Consider the following 19,375-nt stretch of genomic DNA (forward strand, 5'->3'; position numbering starts at 1 on the left):
GGAGCAAAACGCTGTCCTGCACCGCAGCACACGAGGATGCTGGCGTGCACAAAAAAAGGGCGCGGACCAGGCCGCGCCCTTTGTCGCAGTAAGACACTGCGACGTGGTGCAGTGCGATCAGCGGCGGCCAGCGCCTCCGCCGATCGGGGTGACGATCAGCGCAGTGTTGTCGGCCGGATTGGCATCGGGCGAGCTGGAGCTGGCCGTGGCCTGCACCCGCACCGCGCCTTCGGCCGGGACGGGCTTGGCCGCTACGGTGAGCTGGAAGGCGGCCTGCGCGCCTGGCAGCACCACCGCTGCAGTGCTGCAGACGAAGCGCGCGCTGCGCAGCGATTGCACCTGCTTGTCGCAGCTCCAGCCCTGCTGCGCCACCAACTGCGACAACGCCGACACCGTATTGCCTTCGATCACCAGGCTGGGGCGTTGCGCCGGTGCGGCGCCGATATTGCTCAGCAGCACGCTGTAGCTGGCGTTGAAGGCGGTGGTCGGCAGGCTGGCAGGGCCGTCGAAACGCACCGCCAGGTCGCTGCGGGGTTGCGCCAGCACGGTCACGCTGGCTGTGCCGGTGTTGTTGTCTGCTCGCGGATCGGGGGTCTGCGAAGCCACCGACGCTGCCAGCAGCAACGCGCGACCGGCCAGTGCGGCGCCGGCCTCCACCTGCACCGAAAAACGCTGCACATTGCCAGGCGCCAGCGACGCGATGGTGCAGGTAACCACGGTCTGCGCACCGGTCTGCGGCGGTTGGCACACCCAACCCGGCGCAGCGCTGACGCGCGGGCTGACCGCGGCATCGAATGCCAAGGCCACTGCGGCAAACGCGGCGCTCTCCGGCCCGCGATTGTCCACATCCACCGTGTACTCGATGCGCTCGCCTTCGGTGACCTCGGGACGCGCAGCACTCACCGCCACGCCCAGGTCCGCGTTGACCTGCTTGCTCATGCGTAACAACACCACGGTGGGGTCGTGGTCGGACAAGCGCGTGGGCGTATTGGCGTCGTTGCGCGCGGTGCCGGGAAAGTCGGCATTGATGCGCGCATGGCCGACCAACAACGAGGCGATCTGCGGCGTGCGCATCAGCGCATCGCTGGCCAGGATGTGGTCCAGCGATTGCACGTTGCCGTCGAAGGCGTACGAGTAACTCTGGTCGGGCGTGTTAAACCAGGTCAGGTCGGTGTAGTCCGGGTCGACCAGATCGGCGCCATCGCCGCCCACCACGGTCTGCGCATCCGGCGCCGGTTTGCCGGTGACGGTACCCATCGCATCCACATAGCCGTCGTTGAACTCGAAGGCGTTGAAGTCGCCCATCACCAGCACTTTTTCGTCAGGATTCACTTGCTGACGCGTCTGCAGCAGGCGCGCCAGATACTCGGCCTGGGCCTGGCGCTTGGCGCGGATGCGGGTACCGGCGGCATCGTCGGTCTCGGCGCCGTTGAGCGAGCGCTGATGCACCACGATGGCGGTCAGCGTCAGCGTGCGGCCGTCGGCCTGGTGCACGTTGGCAGCGAGCACCAGCGGCGGGCGGTCGTTGAGCAGGCTGACACCACCGGCCGGCTCGGTCCAGGTGGTGGTCTTGCCTTCCTGCGCGATGGAGAGCACTTCCACGCGCGGCACGCCGCCGGCGACCTCGGCGGTCTTGACCAGGAAGCCGACGTCGATACCGCCAACGTCATTGCCTTCCTGCAGATACGCCACGTACTTGGGATCCTGCTGGCCGGCGGCCACCGCGTCGGCATTGACCCGCGCGGCCAGGGTCTGCAGCACGCTGAGGTTTTCCACTTCCACCGTGCCCAGGATGTCGGGCGCGTGCAGGTAGTTGCGGATCGCCAGCGAGGCCTTGTTGAGGCGGGCCTGGAACGCGGCCGGGGTGAGTACCGGTTCGCCGATGGCCGGGTCGTTCTGGTCGTCGAAGAAGCGTTCCATGTTGTAGGTGGCCACGGCCACATCGTCGGCCTGCGGCAGTGGTGCCGGACGCGGTTTATCCGCATCGTTGCAGACCACCTGCGGGGTGCGCTCCGGGTACAGCGTGTAGCGGCGGAAGCTGTAGTCCAGCGGGCCGACCACATCGAACACCTGGCAGCCGGAGGCCAGATCCAGCCGCTCGCCACCGACGCCGGCACTGCCGACGGCGATCACTTCCGGGTTGGTGTTCCAGCGCGGCACGCCGGCAGGCGAGCCGGCCGGCAGCGGGTCGGGCAACTGCACGCCCGGCTCGCGGAAGGCGCGCGGCACGCCGGTCACCACCGCATGGAACACGCCATTGCTGGTCGCGGTGGCATTGGTCTCGTTGACGCTGCCGCCGGTGGGCGCATTGACGGTGAGGCTGGCGGCGGCCACGCGCATGCCTTCCAGCGCTTCGAGCTGGTCATAGGCGCCGTTGGGGTTGGGGAAGTCGGGGCGCAGCATCACCGGGGACGGCAAGGGGTTGCCGGTGGAATCGGCCAGCACGGTGACGCTGCCGCCGATCTCGGTCAGCGGTGGCTGGGTCGGGTCGGCGCTGGGCACGTATTCGATCACCGTGCCCTGCACGCGTACCCGGTTACCGATGGCGGCGGCTTCCGGCGGTGCGCTGCCGGTGTAGACGTAGACGCCCTCGGAGGTGGACGGGTCGCCGTCGGCCTCAATATCCGGGGCCTGCAGGAAGAACCCGGCACTGCGGCGCGCGGTGACGATGCCCGAGGTGGCCACCACCTGGCCGTCCAGCGGCGAGCGGGCGCCCTTGCCCTGGATGGCGTGGATCGGCAGCAGGTTGAAATCGTCGTTGACGATGGTGCCGGTGGCGCTCAGCGTGGCCGGTAGCGCGCCGGTGAGGCCGCTGATCTGCAGGCGGAAGCTTTCATCCGGCTCGGCGATGGTGTCGCCCAGCACATCCACCGCGATGGTGGCCGTGCGCTCGCCAGCGGCAATGCGCAGGCTGGTGGCGGGCAAGGCAACGTAGTCGCTGCCGTCGGTGGCGGTGCCATCGACCGTGGCAGCGGTGAAGCCCACCCCGCCGGCACCGGCCGGCTGGCTCAGGCTCAGCGTGAACACGACGCTGCGGCTACCGCTGTTGCCTTCGGCCTGGCTGACATCGGCCAGCGTGGCGATCGGTTGGCCGCCGCCGCTGCACAGGCGCGCAGCGCTGGCGCTATTGCGCGGGGCCGGCGCGCTGGTGGCGAAATCGGCTGCGTTGTTGTCGGTATCGGTGCAGCCGTCGTTGCCGCGCAGCACCGCCAGCGTGTTGCTGGGAGCCGGCGTGGGTGCGTTGCCTTCGGCGCAGCTGGCCGTGCTGCCATAGCCGACCAGATCGGCGTTGCCGGTGGGGCAGGTGCCGCTCAGCGCGCCCGCCGTGGTGCTCAGCGCCACCTTGCCGGCGGTGCCGCTCATGGCCAGCGTGCCGGTGGCATCGGGCGTGGGCAGCGCCACGCTGCCGCCGCTGCCATCGGCCTGCTTGACCAGGTAATAGCCGCCGGCCGGCACGCTGCCTGCCAACGGGGTGACCTGCCAGCTGCTGCCGGCGGCCGAGGCGTACTGCACCGACCAGCCATCCAGGCTGACCGTGGTACTGCCGATATTGTGCAGCTCGATGAAATCGCTGCGGAGGGTGGCGCCGCTATTGCCGCCACCGCCGTAAACCTGGCTGATGACGACCTGGGCATTGGCATGGCCGGCTAGCGCCAGCCCACACAAAAGTAAGGCTGCACGACACTGCAACACTGGCATGAGATGAGAGTCCCCTGGGATCCTTGAGACGTGAAACGCTCCCCTGGTCCGGCCACGTCCCTGGCCGGCAGCGCCGTTCGATTCTGCATGAATTTGCAGATCTAGGTTGACGATACGGTGACAGCGGCGCAGTGGCCGAGACCGCGCCGGACCCGCACTGAGTGGTTCAAAGGTGAAAAGAAGCGGGCCCGAGGCTGACGCCTGGGCGTGCCACTCGTGCATACGGGTTTTCTACGAGGCACCTGCGCAGGTATCTCGCTGACTCCGATCCGCTCAGAGAATCCCGCCGGGCTGCAAGCAGCCAGCCGAGGCCGGCGGGATTCCCTGGCCGAATACGCTTCGCCATCCGCCATCCGCCATCCGCCATCCGCCATCCGCCATTCCCGAATCCCGAATCCCGAATCCCGAATCCCGAATCCGCAGCGGCTGCCAAGCTGCCGCCAGCGCGCTACCCTGGCCGGCCTGATCCATCTGCACCCGCCATGCCCGTCGACAAGAACCTGCGTGACCTGGAACCCGGCATCCACACCGATCTGGAGGGGCGGCTGACCTACGGCGGTTATCTACGGCTGGACCAGCTGTTGTCCGCGCAACAGCCCCTGTCCGAGCCGGCGCATCACGACGAGATGCTGTTCATCATCCAGCACCAGACCTCGGAGCTGTGGCTGAAGCTGCTGGCGCACGAGTTGCGTGCGGCCATCGTGCATCTGCAGCGCGACGAGGTCTGGCAATGCCGCAAGGTGCTGGCGCGCAGCAAACAGGTGCTGCGCCAGCTCACCGAGCAGTGGTCGGTGCTGGAGACGCTCACGCCCAGCGAATACATGGGCTTCCGCGATGTGCTCGGCCCGTCGTCGGGGTTCCAGTCGTTGCAGTACCGCTACATCGAGTTCCTGCTCGGCAACAAGAACCCGCAGATGCTGCAGGTATTCGCCTACGACCCGCAGGGCCAGGCGCGGCTGCGCGAGGTGCTGGAAGCGCCCAGCCTGTACGAGGAATTCCTGCGCTACCTGGCGCGCTTCGGGCATGCAATTCCGCAGCACTACCAGGCGCGCGACTGGACCGCCGCGCATGTGGCCGACGACGCCTTGCGGCCGGTGTTCGAACGCATCTACGAAAACACCGACCGCTACTGGCGCGAGTATTCGCTATGCGAGGACCTGGTGGATGTGGAAACCCAGTTCCAGCTCTGGCGCTTCCGCCACATGCGCACGGTGATGCGGGTGATCGGCTTCAAGCGCGGCACCGGCGGCTCCAGCGGCGTGGGCTTCCTGCAGCAGGCACTGGCACTGACGTTCTTCCCGGAACTGTTCGACGTGCGCACCTCGGTGGGTATGGACAGCCGGACGCCGCGGGGCAATGCGGACGCTGCAAAGGACTGATCAGGGCCGCCCGGCGACGTCGTCCCCTCATCCGCCCTTCGGGCACCTTCTCCCCACGGGAGAAGGGAGGCGGTGCAGAGGTTCGATCGTGTCCGGCAGCCTGTCGGTCGTGTGGAGGCCGGGACCAGACGCCGGGCATGGGGAAGGGCAGCGTCATCCCTGGTCTGCCGGTAAGACAGCCAAGACTCATGCAACCCCAATCCCCAATCCCCAATCCCCAATCCCCAATCCCCAGTCCCCAGTCCCCAGTCCCCAGTCCCCAGTCCCCAGTCCCCAGTCCCCAGTCCCCCAACGAAAATCCGCAGTTCCCCTCTACCGTCATCAAGCCGCCGACTCCGGCGAATTTGACGCGTACATGACGTCTAAGTGATCCTCGCGCGTCGCCCCGGGGTTCGCCCTGGTGCCCCAGCCATTCCTGAATACGCAAGGGACCCCTATGAGCGTTGACGCTGCCGCGCCGACATCCGCCTCCAATCCGCCGCAGCCGCCTGCGCTTCCCGAGTTCCCCACGCTGCTGGGCCATCCGCGGCCGCTGTGGCTGCTGTTCATGACCGAATTCTGGGAACGCTTCGCGTTCTACGGCATTCGCTGGGCGTTGGTGCTGTACATCGTGGCGCAGTTCTTCGGCGGCGATGCCGCCGGCCAGGCGCCGGCGGGGCGCACCTATGGCGCGTATCTGGCGCTGGTGTATGCGGCGGCGATCTTCGGCGGCTACGTGGCCGACCGCGTGCTCGGTTACCAGCGTTCGATCCTTGTCGGCGCGGCGGTGATGGCCACCGGCCTGTTCCTGATCGCCATTCCCGACCACACCATGTTCGAGATCGGCCTGGCCACCGTGGTGGTCGGCAACGGGCTGTTCAAGCCCAACATCTCCACCATGGTGGGCAAGCTGTACTCGGTGGCCGATCCGCGCCGCGACAGCGGCTTCACCATCTTCTACATGGGCATCAACCTGGGCGCGATGATCTCGCCGGTGTTGACCCAGTTGCTGGCCGAAAAGGTGTTCGGCACCCAAGCCATGCCGTCCTACAAGATGGTGTTCATGGCCTCCGGCGTGGGCATGCTGATCAGCCTGGTGTGGTTCTGGTTCGGCCGCGTCCAGCTCAAGGGCATCGGCGCACCGGCACCAAACGCACAGGGCCTGGGCCGCGTGCTGCTGGTGCTGGTGGGCTGCCTGCTGGCGATTCCGGGCGTGTACTTCCTGCTTGCCGTGGGCGCGGATGTGTTGCAGATCGTGCTGACCGTGCTGTTCGTCGGCCTGTCGGTGATGCTGCTGGTGGAAGGCATCCGCGAGGGCAAGGTGCAGCGCGACAAGGTGATCGCGATGCTGATCATCTTCGCCTTCAACGTGCTGTTCTGGATGTTCTTCGAACAGGCCGGCAGCTCGTTCACCTTCCTGGCCGACAACATCGTCAACCGTAATTTTGGCGAGTGGACCTTCCCGACCGCGTGGTTCCAGTCGGTCAACTCGATCGCCATCATCGCGCTGGCCCCGGTCATCGCCTGGATCTGGGTCAAGTCCGGCCGCTTCAATCCGTCGATTCCGCGCAAGTTCGGCCTGGGCCTGTTGTTCAACGGCCTGGCCTTCCTGCTGCTGATGTTTGCGTTGTCCAGCCTGGTCAACGATGCCGGCAAGATCCCGTTCTGGACCTTGTTCATGGTCTACGTCATCCAGTCGGTGGGCGAGCTGTGCCTGTCGCCGATCGGCTTGTCGATGGTGACCAAGCTGGCCCCGGTGCGCCTGGTCGGGTTCGGCATGGGCGGCTGGTTCTTGTCCACCGGCATCGGCAACAACCTGTCGGGCATTTTTGCCGGCCATGTCAGCGGGAACGAAGGCATGAGCGTGTCCTCGGCGCTGGGCGGGTATACCTTCGGGTTCTGGGCCTTGGTGGGCGCCGGCGCGCTGCTGTTCCTGATCGCGCCGCTGATCAACAAACTCATGCATGGTGTGAAGTGAGGAGAAACGCGATGCCGATCAAACCGCTTGTCTGTGGCCTGTTGCTGACCGGCCTGTTGAGCGCCTGCGGGCAGTCGTCCGAGCCACAGGAAGCGCCGCGGCCGCTGGACACATCGATGCAGAAGCCGCCCAGCGCCGATCCCAGCCAGCCGGTGTCCTCGGGCAACACGCCCACCGCCGCCGACATCGCCGCGGCGGCCGCGCTCAATGCGCAGTACGACCCCTCGCGCGACCCGGCCGCGGACCTGGAAACGGCCAAGGTCGAAGCCAAGCGTGGCGGCAAGCGCATCGTGCTCAATGTCGGCAACGCCGCCTGCGAGCCGTGCAAGGCGCTGGACGAGGTGATGGGCGGCGATGCGGAACTGCGCAGCTTCCGCGATGCGAATTTCGTGGTGGTCAAGGTCAACCGCGATGCGGCCAACGAAAACGCCGCGTTCCTGTCGCAGTTCGCCCAGCTCAACGAGTCTCCCTCGCTGCTGGTGCTGGACAACGACGGCAAGCTGCTGACCACCCAGGCGGGCCCGGAGCTGCGTAAGGGCGACGGCTTCGACCGCAAGAAGCTGTTCGATTTCTTGAAGCAGTGGGCACCGCCGCAGGCCTGAGCGAGTCCCGCGGTGCGGTCTGTGCGCGTCAGCGTGTGGCCGGCCGGTGTCTGCGAGGATTCGCCGAGAAGCGGCCCTCATCCGGCGCGTTGCGCCACCTTCTCCCGCGCGCGGGAGAAGGGAGTGTGGCTGGTTATGCGTTGGCCGGAGCGTGTCCTTCCTCGGCCCGAGCGCTTGCTTCCCCCGCTGGCGGGGGAAGGTGCCCGCAGGGCGGATGGGGGCGAGCGTGCCGTCAGTCCTTGTCGGCCATGCGCGGCAGCCCGTCCTTGGCCAGCCGGTCGATCAGGCGTTCCAGCAACTGCTGCGCTTCGGCGCTGAAGATCGACATCAGCCATCGTGCCATCTGATCAACGGAGCGCCGGTCTTGCTCGCCGTGTGAGCGGCCCTCATCCGGCGCGTTGCGCCACCTTCTCCCGCGCGCGGGAGAAGGGAGTGTGGTTGGTTGCGCGGTTGGCCCAAGCGCTTCCTTCCCCCGCTTGCGGGGGAAGGTGCCCGCAGGGCGGATGGGGGCGAGCGTGCCGTCAGTCCTTGTCGGCCATGCGCGGCAGCCCGTCCTTGGCCAGCCGGTCGATCAGGCGTTCCAGCAACTGCTGCTCTTCGGCGCTGAAGATCGACATCAGCCGTTGTTCCATCTCGTTGACCAGCGGCGCGACGGTCTCATAGACCTGGCGCCCGGCCGGCGACAGCGCCAGCATCGAGCGGCGGCGGTCGTCGCCGTGCGTCTCGCGGCGGATGAAGCCGCGCTCCAGCAGCCGGGCCACCGCGCGGCTGACTGCCACCTTGTCCATCGCCGTGCGGTCGGACACCTCGCTGGCCGAGGAGCCCGGATACAGTGCCAGGATGGTGATCACCCGCCACTCGGGAATCGCCATGCCGTAACGGTCGCCGTATACCTTGGCGATGTTGCTGCTGATCCGGTTGGACAGCACGCTCAGGCGATATGGCAGGAACTGCTCCAGGTTGAGCAGGACAGGGTGCTGCGGCGGCTGGGGGGCGTCGAGATCGCTCATGTTGCGCTGTGTCTTGATTTTGGTTTCATTTGCAACTACAAACCGAGGGTGGCCTGCGCATTCTCGCGGGTCTTCTGCCACTCCGCATAGCCCTGCGGACACCCCAGCGTGGAGAAACGACGATGAGCGCACAACCGAACACCACTGCACACCGCCCGGATCCGGGCATGCAGGTCACCACCTTCGACAATCCGATGGGGATCGACGGGTTCGAATTCGTCGAATTCGCCGCACCGGCCGGCCAGGGGGCGCAATTGCACGCCTATTTCCGCCAGATGGGCTTCAGCGCGGTGCTGCGTCACCGCAGCCGTCCCATTACGGTCTACCGCCAGGGTGGGGTCAATTTCCTGCTCAACGAGGACCCTGATTCGTTCGCCGCCGACTTTGCTGCCGCGCATGGCCCCTGCGCCTGCGGGTTTGCGATCCGCTTCCGCACCCCGGCCGACACCGTGCTGCAGACCGTGCTGGGCAACGGCGGCGAAGCGGTGCAGAACAAGCCCGACACCCGCGCGGTGCCGGCGCCGGTGGTCAAGGGCATCGGCGACTGCATGCTGTATCTGGTGGATCGCTACGGCGAGGCGGGCAGCATCTACGACGCCGACTACGAGGCCATCGAAGGCGCCGACCAGCATCCGGCCGGCTTCGGGCTGACCTTCATCGACCACCTCACGCACAACCTGTATTTCGGCAACATGCAGCGCTGGTCGGATTACTACGAGCGGCTGTTCAACTTCCGCGAGATCCGCTACTTCGACATCAAGGGCGCCAAGACCGGGCTGGTGTCCAAGGCGATGACCGCCCCGGACGGCATCGTGCGCATCCCGCTCAACGAATCGTCCGACCCCAAGAGCCAGATCAACGAGTATCTGGACGCCTACCAGGGCGAAGGCATCCAGCACATCGCCTGCTTCACCGACGACATCTACACCAGCGTGGAAAAGATGCGCTCGGCCGGCGTCAGCTTCCTGGATACCCCGGACACCTATTTCGACGTCCTGGACCTGCGCATTCCCGAGCATGGCGAAGATGTCGAACGCCTGCGCCGCAACAAGATCCTGATCGACGCCGATCCGGATACCAAACAGCGCAAGCTGCTGCAGATCTTCACCACCAACTGCATCGGCCCGATCTTCTTCGAGATCATCCAGCGCAAGGGCAATGAAGGCTTCGGCGAAGGCAATTTCCAGGCGCTGTTCGAAAGCATCGAGCGCGACCAGATCAAGCGTGGGGTGCTTTGAGGGCGGGGATTGGATATTGGTGATTCGGGATTCGGGTCAGCTGCACATTGGCACGTAGTGGAGCCCCCGCACTCCGTAACGCGGTTGCCTGACAACATAGGCCAATGAAACCGCACGTGCTCAAAGCCCCTCTCCCCACGGGAGAGGGGTTGGGGTGAGGGTACGGTGGAGCGATGAAAATCAAACCGCCATTGCCTACCGTTGCGCTCACCAACGCGCGTGCATTACGCACAGAAATGACCGACGCAGAGCGCACACTATGGCGCTGTCTGCGTCGCAAGCAGCTACAAGGTTTGAAATTCAGACGACAGCATCCGATTCCGCCTTACGTCGCAGACTTTTGTTGCATTGAAGCCAGACTGATCATTGAACTGGATGGGGCACAACACAGCGCATCCATCGATCAGGTAAGAACACAGTGGCTTCAATCGAAAGGCTGGACAGTGCTGCGCTTCTGGAACAATGACGTGTTGCTGTCGCTGGATGCGGTGGTTGACGCGATTTTCAAGATAGTCGCTACGCCGTACCCTCACCCCAACCCCTCTCCCGGTGGGAGAGGGGCTTGATCCCAGCCCCCTTGGGGCGAATTCGGACGCATGCCATGCACAACGATCAGCACTACATGACCGGCTTCGGCAACGAGTTCGCAACCGAAGCGGTGGCCGGCAGCCTGCCGGTCGGGCAGAACTCGCCGCAGCGCGTGGCGCATGGCCTGTATGCCGAGCAGTTGTCCGGTACCGCCTTCACCGCGCCACGCGGCGAGAACCGGCGCAGCTGGCTGTATCGCATCCGGCCGGCCGCCGTGCATGGCAGCTTTTCGCTGATCGAGCAGTCGCAGTTCCACAACGACTTCGGCAGCAGCCCGGTGCCGCCGGACCAGATGCGCTGGAGTCCACTGCCGTTGCCGGCCACGCCCACCGATTTCGTCGATGGCCTGTACACCATGGCCGGCAACGGCAGCCCGGAGGCGATGACCGGCGTGGCCGTGCATCTGTATGCGGCCAACGCGTCCATGCACGGGCGGTTCTTCTACAACGCCGACGGCGAGCTGCTGCTGGTGCCGCAGCTGGGCCGGTTGCGGGTGTGCACCGAACTGGGCGTGCTCGAACTGGAGCCGCAACAGATCGGCGTGATACCGCGCGGTGTGCGTTTCCGGGTGGAGCTGCTCGATCGCCAGGCGCGTGGCTATGTCTGCGAAAACTTCGGCGGCCTGCTGCGGCTACCGGATCTAGGGCCGATTGGCGCCAATGGCCTTGCCAACCCGCGTGATTTCCAGACCCCGCGTGCGGCGTTCGAGCAGTGCGACGGCGCGTTCGAGCTGGTGGCCAAGTTCCAGGGCCATCTGTGGCGGGCGGATATCGATCACTCGCCGCTGGATGTGGTGGCCTGGCACGGCAATTACGCGCCGTATCGCTACGATCTGCGCCGCTTCAACACCATCGGCTCGATCAGCTTCGACCATCCCGACCCCAGCATCTTCACCGTGCTGACCTCGCCCAGCGACACGCACGGCACCGCCAATATGGATTTTGCGATCTTCCCGCCGCGCTGGCTGGTGGCGCAGCACACCTTCCGCCCGCCGTGGTTCCATCGCAACGTGGCCAGCGAGTTCATGGGCCTGGTGCACGGCGTCTACGACGCCAAGGCCGAGGGCTTCGCGCCCGGCGGTGCGTCGCTGCACAACTGCATGAGCGGCCATGGCCCGGATGCGGCGACCTTCGACAAGGCCTCGCAGGCGGATCTGTCGCGCCCTGACGTCATCGCCGACACCATGGCCTTCATGTTCGAAACCCGCGCCGTGCTGCGGCCCACCCAGCAGGCGCTGCAGGCCACGCATCGGCAGGGCGACTATCAGCGCTGCTGGGAAGGCTTGCGTGCCGGGTTCACGGCGCCGGCGGCTGGAGACTGATAACCAAGCGCGGCACTCCAGACAGCGAGGCGCTCCTGCTGCGTCACGCGGCCTGCAACGCGTCCGGCAGCAGTTCGCCGATGCGCGTGCGCACGCGCTCGGCATACGAGGACGAGGTGAACTGCGGCAGCTCACGCAGGGCCGCGTTGATGGCGGTGACGATCTCGTCTTCGGCGCGCGCGGCCTGCAATTGGCGATGCAGTGCCATGGCGACCGGGTTGCGCTGCAACTGCAGGATGTCCAGCAGGTAGAGCCGGGCGTTGGTGGTTGCGCGACGACGCAGGCGCTGCAGGTCTTCCTCGGTCGCTGGCTGCGGTGGTGCCTGCACCGTGGCCGGAGCTGCTGCAACCGGCGCAACTGCCGCAACGGGCGCGGTGCCGCGCCTTGCGTCGGTCGCATCGTCTCCAGTGGGTTCCAGATAGCCCATCGCGCACAGCGTTTGCACCAGCACGCCGCCCTCGTTGCCCAGCAGCGCTGCCAGTGCGGCCAGATCGCGCTGCCCATCGGCAAGAATCAGGGCGCGGCGTTGCAGCAGGGTCAACGGACTGCGGTGCGATTGCAGCGCGGTGAGGGCGAGTTCGGTCTTGCGTGGGGTCATGGCGGCGGTCCTGCGAAGCCGACAGCGTGACCGCCGCCAATGAAGCGCCGATGACATCGGTGCGACGCGCCGTCACGGCGGCCTGCACATGGCCGCGATGTCGGCTGTGTAGGCTAGACGCCTGCATAGGGAGCGCTTCGATGGCATCCAGACTGCTTGGCGTGATGGGCCTGATGCTGGCCGTGGCCGGTTGCAATCGCGCCGATGAGCCGCCAGCGGCGGCGCCCGCGCCTGCCGCTGCGCAGCACGCGCCGGCCAGCGATCGGCCTACCGGCGCGGTGCCACCGGCCACTGCACCGGCCGGCACGTTTCCACCGCATCTGCGGCAGCAGCCGACCACGCTGGCGCGCATGGATGGCTATGGCGACCTGCGCCTGGGCATGGACGCTGCGCAAGCGCGCGCAGCCTGGGGCGGGGGCCTGCGCGGCGAGCCGGCCAGCGATGGCGGCTGCTACCTGTTGCGTCCGCAATGGGCAGACGATGCGCGCCGATTCGGTTTCATGTTCGATGGCGGCCACCTGGTCCGCTACCAGACCAACGCGCCGAAGGAAGTGGCGCCCGGCGGCGGCAAGGTCGGCATGACGCTGGACCAGCTACGCGCGCTGTACCCCGATGGCCTGCAGGCGCAGCCGCACAAATACGTGCCCGGCGCGCAGACGCTGCGGCACGCCGACGCTGCCACGCAGTCGGCGCTGGTGTTCGAGACCGATGCCGGGGGCAAGGTCAGCAGCTGGCGGGTAGGGCAGGCGCCGCAGGTGGATTATGTGGAAGGGTGCGGCTGAGGGTTGCCACAGCTGCATCAGCCGGGAGGTGAGCCTCCGGCGTGCAATCGCGCGCACCCGCACTGCACCGTCACCGTATCGACGGCGCTGCATGGAACGGCATCAGCCGTGCAGCGCACTCACATCACACCGCCGCATGGGTTCATTGCCCCGAAGACGGGCGCTCATGCTGCCGGGCGGTCTCTTGGTTCTCGCCGATATCGCCGTCGGCCGCCGGTGTCGGCAGCCCTTCCTTTTTCATCTCGCCGTGGTTGGGGACTTCCGGGCGGTCTTCCATCATCAGCGACAGCGCCGCCTTGGCCATCATGTGCGCACTGATTGGCGCGGTAATGAACAGGAACACGGTGATCAGCAATTCGCGCGGCTGCGGGTCCACGCCCAGGAACAGGTGGTAGCCCACCGACGCGAGCAGCACGCAGCCCACGCCCAGCGTACTGGCCTTGGTCGGCGCATGCAGCCGCTTGAAGAAGTCCGACAGCTTCACCAGCCCGAAGGCCCCGATCAGGATGAAGAAGGTGCCGACCAGCAACAGCGCGCTGAGCAGGTATTCGGTGAGCGCGATCATTCGACGATGTCCCGGCGCAGCACGAACTTGCTCAACACCACGGTGCTGCCGAAGCCCAGCATCGCAATCACCAGGGCGGCCTCGAAGTAGATCGGCGAGTCCAGATACATGCCCAGCAGCATCAGCTCGGCAATGGCGGTGACCGATAGCGTGTCCAGCGCCAGGATGCGGTCGGGCACCGTGGGGCCGCGCAACAGGCGCCACAGCGCCATCAAGATGGCCAGCCCCACCGCATGCATGCAGATGACGATGGTCGATTCGATGAACATGTGACCGGTCATGGAAAGATCTCCATCAGGGGCTTTTCGTAGCGGGCCTTGATCTCGGCGATCAACGCGTCCGGGTCGTCCAGATGCAGCACGTGCACCAGCAGGTAGTTGCGGTCGTCCGATAGCGCTGCAGACACCGTGCCCGGCGTCAGCGTGATCATGCTGGTCAGCGCGGCGATGCCGTGGATGTTGGCGATATCCAGCGGCACCCAGATGAATCCGGGATGGATACGCGATTCCGGCCCGAGCACCTGGATGGCGACCTTGATGTTGGATCGCACGATGTCCAAGGCCGCCACCAGCAGCATGCGCGGCACCGAGCGCAACGAACCGATGCGCGCGAACTCGCGGTCCAGCCGCGCGGCGAAGATCGGCACCACCACGCCCAGCACCGCACCCAGTACCCACTGCTGCGGCCCGAAGCTGTCGCTGAGCAGCAGCCAGAATACGAAGACCATCACGCTCAACGGTGCCGATGGAAACAGCCGGCGTCGCCATGAAACCGGTGCGTTCATGGCTGCCTCCGTAGCGGGGCGGTGGCACGCACCTGCTCGAGGTAGGCACCTGGATCGCGCAACTGCGCGGCGGCGGCATCGGTGTAGCGCATCAGCGGCTCGGCCCCCACCGTCATTGCCAGCAGACCGGTCAGCAACAGGACCGTGGCGGCGGTTTCCACCGGGCGCATGCGGCCACGGCGCGGCGGTTGCAGCCCGGGCGCATCCTCCACCGTGGCGGGCACGCGCCAGAACAGCCGCACGCCGGCACGCGTCAATCCCATCACCACCAGCAGGCTGCTGCCCAGCACCGCGCCCCAGACCGGGCCTACCAGGCCGGCGGGCACGTGCTGCAGCAAGGCGGCCTTGGCCAGAAATCCGGACAACGGCGGCAGGCCGGCCACCGCGACCGCGGCGATCAGGAACATGCTGCCGGGGATCGCCCGCCCCGGCAGTGGCGCCACCACTTCCTTGCGGTCGCTGGCGCTGCCACGGCGGCGCCGGATCAGGTCCGAAATCAAGAACAAGGCTGCCGCCACGAAGCTGCTATGCGGCAGGTAGTACAGGCCGGCGCCCAGTGCGCCAGCATCGTCCAGCGAAAACGCGATGAACAACGTCGCTGCCGAAAACACCACCAGGTAGGACACCATCACCCGCAGCCGCGATGCGGCCATCACCCCGAACGCCGCCATCAGCAGCGTTGCGATGCCCAGCCAGAGCAGGGCATGTCGTCCGAAGCCGTGCAGCGCGCCAGCACCGGCGCCAAACCACAGCGCCGAGACGCGCAAGGTTGCGTACAGCCCGACCTTGGTCATGATCGCGAACAACGCCGCCACCGCGGCCGGTGCGCGCGAGTAGGTTTCCGGCAGCCACAGATACAGCGGCAACAGCGCGGCCTTGCTGCAGAACACCAACAGCAACAAGCCCAGTGCGGCCTTGGCCAGCGGCACGTCCTGCGCCGGCAGTTCGGCGATGCGTTGCGACAGCTCGGCCATGTTGAGAGTGCCGAACACGCCGAACAGCAAGCCCAGCGCAATCAAGAACAGCGTCGACGCGCACACGTTGAACACCACGTAATGCAGGCCCACACGCATCTGCAGGCCGCGCCCGCCGCTGAGCAACAGCCCGTAGGAGGCGATCAGCATCACCTCGAAGAACACGAACAGGTTGAAGATGTCGCCGGTGAGGAAGGCACCGTTCAAGCCCATCAGCTGGAACTGGAACAGGGCATGGAAGTGCGGTGCGCGCCGGTCCCAGCCGGCGCAGGCATGCAGCAGGCAGGCCGAGCCCAGGATCAGCGTCGTCAACAGCATCCATGCCGAGAGCCGGTCGCCCATCAGCACGATGCCCAGCCGCGCCGGCCAGTCGCCGAGCAGGTAGACCAGCACGCCACCATCGGCGGCACGCGCGAACAGCGCGATGACCGCGGCCGCCAGCACCGCCATGCTCGCCCACGCCACGCTGCGCTGCACGCGTGGCCCGTAACGGCGGTGTTCGACGAACAGCGACGCCGACGCACCCAGCATCGGGATCAGGATCGGCAGGATCAGCAAATGATTCATCGCCGTCCCTGCCGCGTGGTCACAGCGGTGGCGGCATCTTCATGCGCGTCCACGTGATCGCTGCCGTTGTCGCTGCGGCTGCGGATCGCCAGTACCAGGCTCACTGCGGTCATTGCGAAGGCAATCACGATCGCGGTCAACACCAGCGCCTGCGGCAATGGGTCGGTGTAGTGCTGCAGATCCACCGGCACACCCTCGCGCAGCACGGGCGGCTGGCCGCTGCGCAGCCGCCCGCCGGCAAAGATCAACAGGTTGGTCGCATACGACAGGAAGGTCATCCCCAGGATCACATCGAAGCTGCGCGCACGCAGCAGCAGATAGATCGCCAATGCGGTGAGGACGCCGATCGCGCTTGCCACTGCCAGTTCCATCAATGCTGCTCCGCGGTGCGTGTCGAACGTTGGCTGGGATCGATTTCGCCGCGCTGCGAGGCGCGCGTGCGAGAAGGTTTGATCGTGCCCATCATCGACAACATCAACATCGCCGCACCGAACACCACCAGATACACGCCGGTATCGAAGCCCAGCGCGCTGGCGAGCTCCAGCTCGCCCAGCAGCGGCACATCAAGATCGAGGTGCCCACTGGTCAGGAAGGGGCGCCCGAACAGCAGCGAACCCGCACCGCTGGCCAGCGCGCACAGCATGCCGATGCCGATCAGCCGGATGTAGTCCAAGCCAAAGCGCGACTCCACCGAGGCGGTGCCCTGGATCACGTACTGCAGCAGCAATGGCACCGCCAGCACCAGACCGGCGATGAAGCCGCCACCGGGCGCGTTGTGGCCGCGCAGGAACAGGAACAACGACACCGTCAGCGTCAGCGGGAACATGATCTGTGCCAGGTCGGCCGGCACCGGCAGCTTGATCGGCGGCCCCGGCATGCGGCGCTCCGGCGCCATGCGCGAGCGCCGCAGCAGCGCATGCACCACCAGCCCGGCAATGGCGAACACGGTGATCTCGCCGAAGGTATCGAAGCCGCGGAAATCCACCAGGATCACATTCACCACGTTGCGCCCGTATGCCTCGGGCAATGCGCGCTGCAGCAGCTCGCCGGCCATGGTGTGGCTGGATTGGGTCATCAACGTATACGACAGCGCCGCCAGGCCGGCACCGCCGACCACCGCCAGGCAGACATCGCGGATCTTGCGCAGGCGTGCGTGCTCGGGCGGCGAACGCTCTGGCAGGTAGTTCATCGCCAGCAGCATCAGCACCAGCGTCACCATCTCCACCAGCAGCTGGGTCAGTGCCAGGTCCGGTGCCGACAGAAACACGAAGGTCAGGCTGACCGCCAGCCCGGTGCCGCCCAGCACCAGCACAGCCAGCAGGCGCTGCCTGTACAGGAACACGCTGCCCAGCGCGCAGGCGATCAACAGCAGCCACACCATCCAGCCCAGCAGCGGCATGGGCGTGGGAGCCGGCCAGGCCGGCAGCGTGCCGCCCTGCAGGAACGGCAGCGCCGCCACCACCACCGCGCTCAGCACCATCAGCATCAGCATGCGCTGCAGCGTGCCGGTGGTCACCGCGTCGGTCATGCGTGCGGTGGCCGCGAACAGGGCGCGCAGGTTCCAGTGGAACAGCGCCTTGCCGGGCGAACGGTTCTGCACCGCATACAGGTCCAGCGTGCGGCGGATCCCCATGTACAGCAGCGTGCCGCCGATCATGCCGGCGATGCTCATCGCCAGCGGCCAGTTGAAACCGTGCCACAGCGCCAGGCTGTAGTCGGGCAACCTGTCGCCGAGGATGGCGCCGGCACCGGCATGCAGCACCGGCGCCACCGTCCATGCCGGCACGATGCCGACCGCCACGCAGATCAGCACCAGCACTTCCACCGGAATCTTCATCCAGCGTGGCGGCTCATGCGGAGTGGTGTCCAGATCCAGCGGGCCTTTGCCGAAGAAGGTGTCGTGCACGAAGCGCAGGCTGTAGGCCACGCCGAGCAGGCCGGCCAGCAGTGCGGCGATGCTGGCGAGTACGCGCATCAGCTGCGGTGCATCGGTTTCCAGCGCCACGGCGAAGAACATTTCCTTGGACAGAAAGCCGTTGAGCAGCGGAATGCCGGCCATGGCCAGCGAGGCGGTGATTGCCAGCGCGCTGGTGAAGGGCATCAACCGGCGCAGATTGCCCAGCTTGCGCATGTCGCGCGTGCCGGTTTCATGGTCGATGATGCCGGCGGCCATGAACAACGAGGCCTTGAACACCGCGTGGTTGAGGATGTGGAACACCCCGGCCACCACCGCCATCGGCGTGGACAGGCCGAACAGCATGGTGATCAGGCCCAGATGCGAGATGGTCGAATACGCCAGCACGCCCTTGAGGTCGTGCTGGAAGATCGCATACCACGCGCCAAGCAGCAGCGTGATCGCCCCGATGCTGGTGACCGTATAGAAGAACAGATCGGTGCCGGCCAGCGCCGGGTGCAGGCGCGCCAGCAGGAACACGCCGGCCTTGACCATGGTGGCCGAGTGCAGATACGCCGACACCGGGGTGGGCGCGGCCATGGCATGCGGCAACCAGAAGTGGAACGGGAACTGCGCGCTCTTGGTAAAGATGCCCAGCAGCACCAGGCCCAGCGCGTACGGATACAGCGGGCTGGCGCGGATGACATCGCCGGCGGCCAGCACCGCGTCCAGCTGGAAACTGCCGACGATGCGGCCGATCATCAGCACGCCACCGAGCAGGGCGAGCCCGCCGCCGGCGGTCAGCACGAAGGCCATGCGGGCGCCTTCGCGCGCATCCTGGCGCTGCGACCAGAAGCCGATCAGCAGGAACGAGCTGATGCTGGTGAGTTCCCAGAACACCATCAATAGCAGCAGATTGCCCGACAGCACCATGCCGAGCATCGCGCCCATGAACAGCAGCAGGTAGGCAAAGAAGCGCGATGCGCTGTCGCGGGCGCTGAGGTAGTAGTGCGCGTACATCACCACCAGTGCGCCGATGCCCAGCACCAGCAGCGCAAACATCCAGGCCAGGCCATCGAGCCGCAGCGAGAACAGCAAGCCGATCTGCGGCAACCATGCATGCGTGCTGGCGATCACCTCGCCGCCCAGCACCGCCGGCGTCAGCGAGGCGAGTACCGCCAATCCGGCCAACGGCGCGGCCGCGGCCAACCACGCAGTGATCGAACGGCGCGCGCGCCAGGACAGCGCGGCGGCAGCGGCCATCAGGAACGGCAGCGCAAGCAGGATTTCCAGCGGAAATGACATGCAGGGAACACAGGATTCGCGAGCAGGCCAGAGAGCTTAACAAATCGTTGACTGACGCCAGTGTCAACGCCGCCGCTGCGCCCGCGCTGCCGGCGTGGCCGAACGGCGACGC

16 protein-coding genes and 1 pseudogene are annotated in these 19,375 nt (G+C 66.6%); 7 read left to right on the plus strand and 10 right to left on the minus strand.

The annotated features are described in order from the left end of the window. Window positions 1-117: 117 nt before the first annotated feature. Complete coding sequence (locus tag HG421_RS00165; RefSeq protein ID WP_168968185.1) at window positions 118-3,699, minus strand: lamin tail domain-containing protein; 3,582 nt, start codon at window positions 3,697-3,699, stop codon at window positions 118-120. Between the two features lie 482 nt (window positions 3,700-4,181). Here HG421_RS00165 and HG421_RS00170 point away from each other — a divergent pair, with 482 nt between their 5' ends. The 3 genes from HG421_RS00170 to HG421_RS00180 all read left to right on the plus strand — a co-directional run bounded on the left by HG421_RS00170 (window position 4,182) and on the right by HG421_RS00180 (window position 7,637). After that, window positions 4,182-5,078: a tryptophan 2,3-dioxygenase gene (locus HG421_RS00170; protein ID WP_168968187.1), complete on the plus strand. Its 897-nt coding sequence runs from the start codon at window positions 4,182-4,184 to the stop codon at window positions 5,076-5,078. Window positions 5,079-5,514: 436 nt separating this feature from the next. Next, window positions 5,515-7,035, plus strand: coding sequence for a peptide MFS transporter (locus HG421_RS00175; protein ID WP_168968189.1), 1,521 nt, complete (start codon window positions 5,515-5,517; stop codon window positions 7,033-7,035). Between the two features lie 11 nt (window positions 7,036-7,046). Continuing rightward, the gene (locus HG421_RS00180) at window positions 7,047-7,637 is read left to right on the plus strand and encodes a thioredoxin family protein (RefSeq protein ID WP_168968191.1); all 591 of its coding nucleotides are present in this window, start codon (window positions 7,047-7,049) and stop codon (window positions 7,635-7,637) included. A 232-nt stretch (window positions 7,638-7,869) separates the two neighbouring features. Here the strand turns inward: HG421_RS00180 and HG421_RS00185 are convergent. Next, window positions 7,870-7,974: pseudogene (locus HG421_RS00185) on the minus strand (MarR family transcriptional regulator); the annotation flags it as partial. A 184-nt stretch (window positions 7,975-8,158) separates the two neighbouring features. Beyond that, window positions 8,159-8,647: a MarR family winged helix-turn-helix transcriptional regulator gene (locus tag HG421_RS00190; protein ID WP_168968193.1), complete on the minus strand. Its 489-nt coding sequence runs from the start codon at window positions 8,645-8,647 to the stop codon at window positions 8,159-8,161. A 122-nt stretch (window positions 8,648-8,769) separates the two neighbouring features. Here HG421_RS00190 and hppD point away from each other — a divergent pair, with 122 nt between their 5' ends. The 3 genes from hppD to hmgA all read left to right on the plus strand — a co-directional run bounded on the left by hppD (window position 8,770) and on the right by hmgA (window position 11,794). After that, the gene (gene hppD / locus HG421_RS00195; protein ID WP_211161762.1) at window positions 8,770-9,885 is read left to right on the plus strand and encodes a 4-hydroxyphenylpyruvate dioxygenase; all 1,116 of its coding nucleotides are present in this window, start codon (window positions 8,770-8,772) and stop codon (window positions 9,883-9,885) included. Window positions 9,886-10,058: 173 nt separating this feature from the next. Continuing rightward, entirely contained in the window at window positions 10,059-10,451 is a 393-nt protein-coding gene (locus HG421_RS00200) for an endonuclease domain-containing protein (protein ID WP_168968195.1), read from the plus strand. Between the two features lie 35 nt (window positions 10,452-10,486). Further along, window positions 10,487-11,794 (plus strand): homogentisate 1,2-dioxygenase, encoded by a 1,308-nt coding sequence (hmgA, locus tag HG421_RS00205; protein ID WP_168968197.1) that lies wholly within the window; start codon window positions 10,487-10,489, stop codon window positions 11,792-11,794. 43 nt (window positions 11,795-11,837) lie between these two features. On the opposite strand, the gene HG421_RS00210 is transcribed toward hmgA, so the two are convergent. Then, complete coding sequence (locus HG421_RS00210) at window positions 11,838-12,392, minus strand: hypothetical protein (protein ID WP_168968199.1); 555 nt, start codon at window positions 12,390-12,392, stop codon at window positions 11,838-11,840. 140 nt (window positions 12,393-12,532) lie between these two features. Between HG421_RS00210 and HG421_RS00215 the strand changes: the two genes are divergently transcribed. Further along, entirely contained in the window at window positions 12,533-13,174 is a 642-nt protein-coding gene (locus tag HG421_RS00215) for a lectin (RefSeq protein ID WP_429001904.1), read from the plus strand. Window positions 13,175-13,316: 142 nt separating this feature from the next. On the opposite strand, the gene HG421_RS00220 is transcribed toward HG421_RS00215, so the two are convergent. The 6 genes from HG421_RS00220 to HG421_RS00245 are packed head-to-tail and all read right to left on the minus strand — an operon-like array spanning window position 13,317 to window position 19,263. Next, window positions 13,317-13,739, minus strand: a complete 423-nt coding sequence (locus HG421_RS00220; RefSeq protein WP_168968201.1) for a Na+/H+ antiporter subunit G — start codon at window positions 13,737-13,739, stop codon at window positions 13,317-13,319. Continuing rightward, window positions 13,736-14,020 carry a K+/H+ antiporter subunit F gene (locus HG421_RS00225; protein ID WP_029218577.1) on the minus strand — a complete coding sequence of 95 codons (285 nt, stop codon included), beginning with the start codon at window positions 14,018-14,020 and terminating at the stop codon, window positions 13,736-13,738. Before HG421_RS00225 ends, HG421_RS00220 begins: the two co-directional genes overlap by 4 nt. Beyond that, window positions 14,017-14,523, minus strand: coding sequence for a Na+/H+ antiporter subunit E (locus HG421_RS00230; RefSeq protein ID WP_168968203.1), 507 nt, complete (start codon window positions 14,521-14,523; stop codon window positions 14,017-14,019). The genes HG421_RS00225 and HG421_RS00230 overlap by 4 nt, the downstream gene beginning before the upstream one ends. After that, window positions 14,520-16,064, minus strand: coding sequence for a monovalent cation/H+ antiporter subunit D (locus tag HG421_RS00235; protein ID WP_168968205.1), 1,545 nt, complete (start codon window positions 16,062-16,064; stop codon window positions 14,520-14,522). The genes HG421_RS00230 and HG421_RS00235 overlap by 4 nt, the downstream gene beginning before the upstream one ends. After that, on the minus strand, window positions 16,061-16,435 hold the full coding sequence (locus HG421_RS00240; protein WP_168968207.1) for a Na+/H+ antiporter subunit C: 375 nt from the start codon (window positions 16,433-16,435) through the stop codon (window positions 16,061-16,063). The genes HG421_RS00235 and HG421_RS00240 overlap by 4 nt, the downstream gene beginning before the upstream one ends. Continuing rightward, the gene (locus HG421_RS00245) at window positions 16,435-19,263 is read right to left on the minus strand and encodes a monovalent cation/H+ antiporter subunit A (protein ID WP_168968209.1); all 2,829 of its coding nucleotides are present in this window, start codon (window positions 19,261-19,263) and stop codon (window positions 16,435-16,437) included. Before HG421_RS00245 ends, HG421_RS00240 begins: the two co-directional genes overlap by 1 nt. Window positions 19,264-19,375: the final 112 nt, after the last annotated feature.

Origin of the sequence: Xanthomonas campestris pv. badrii, assembly GCF_012848175.1 — a bacterium.
GTDB classification, from domain to species: Bacteria; Pseudomonadota; Gammaproteobacteria; order Xanthomonadales; family Xanthomonadaceae; genus Xanthomonas; species Xanthomonas campestris_C.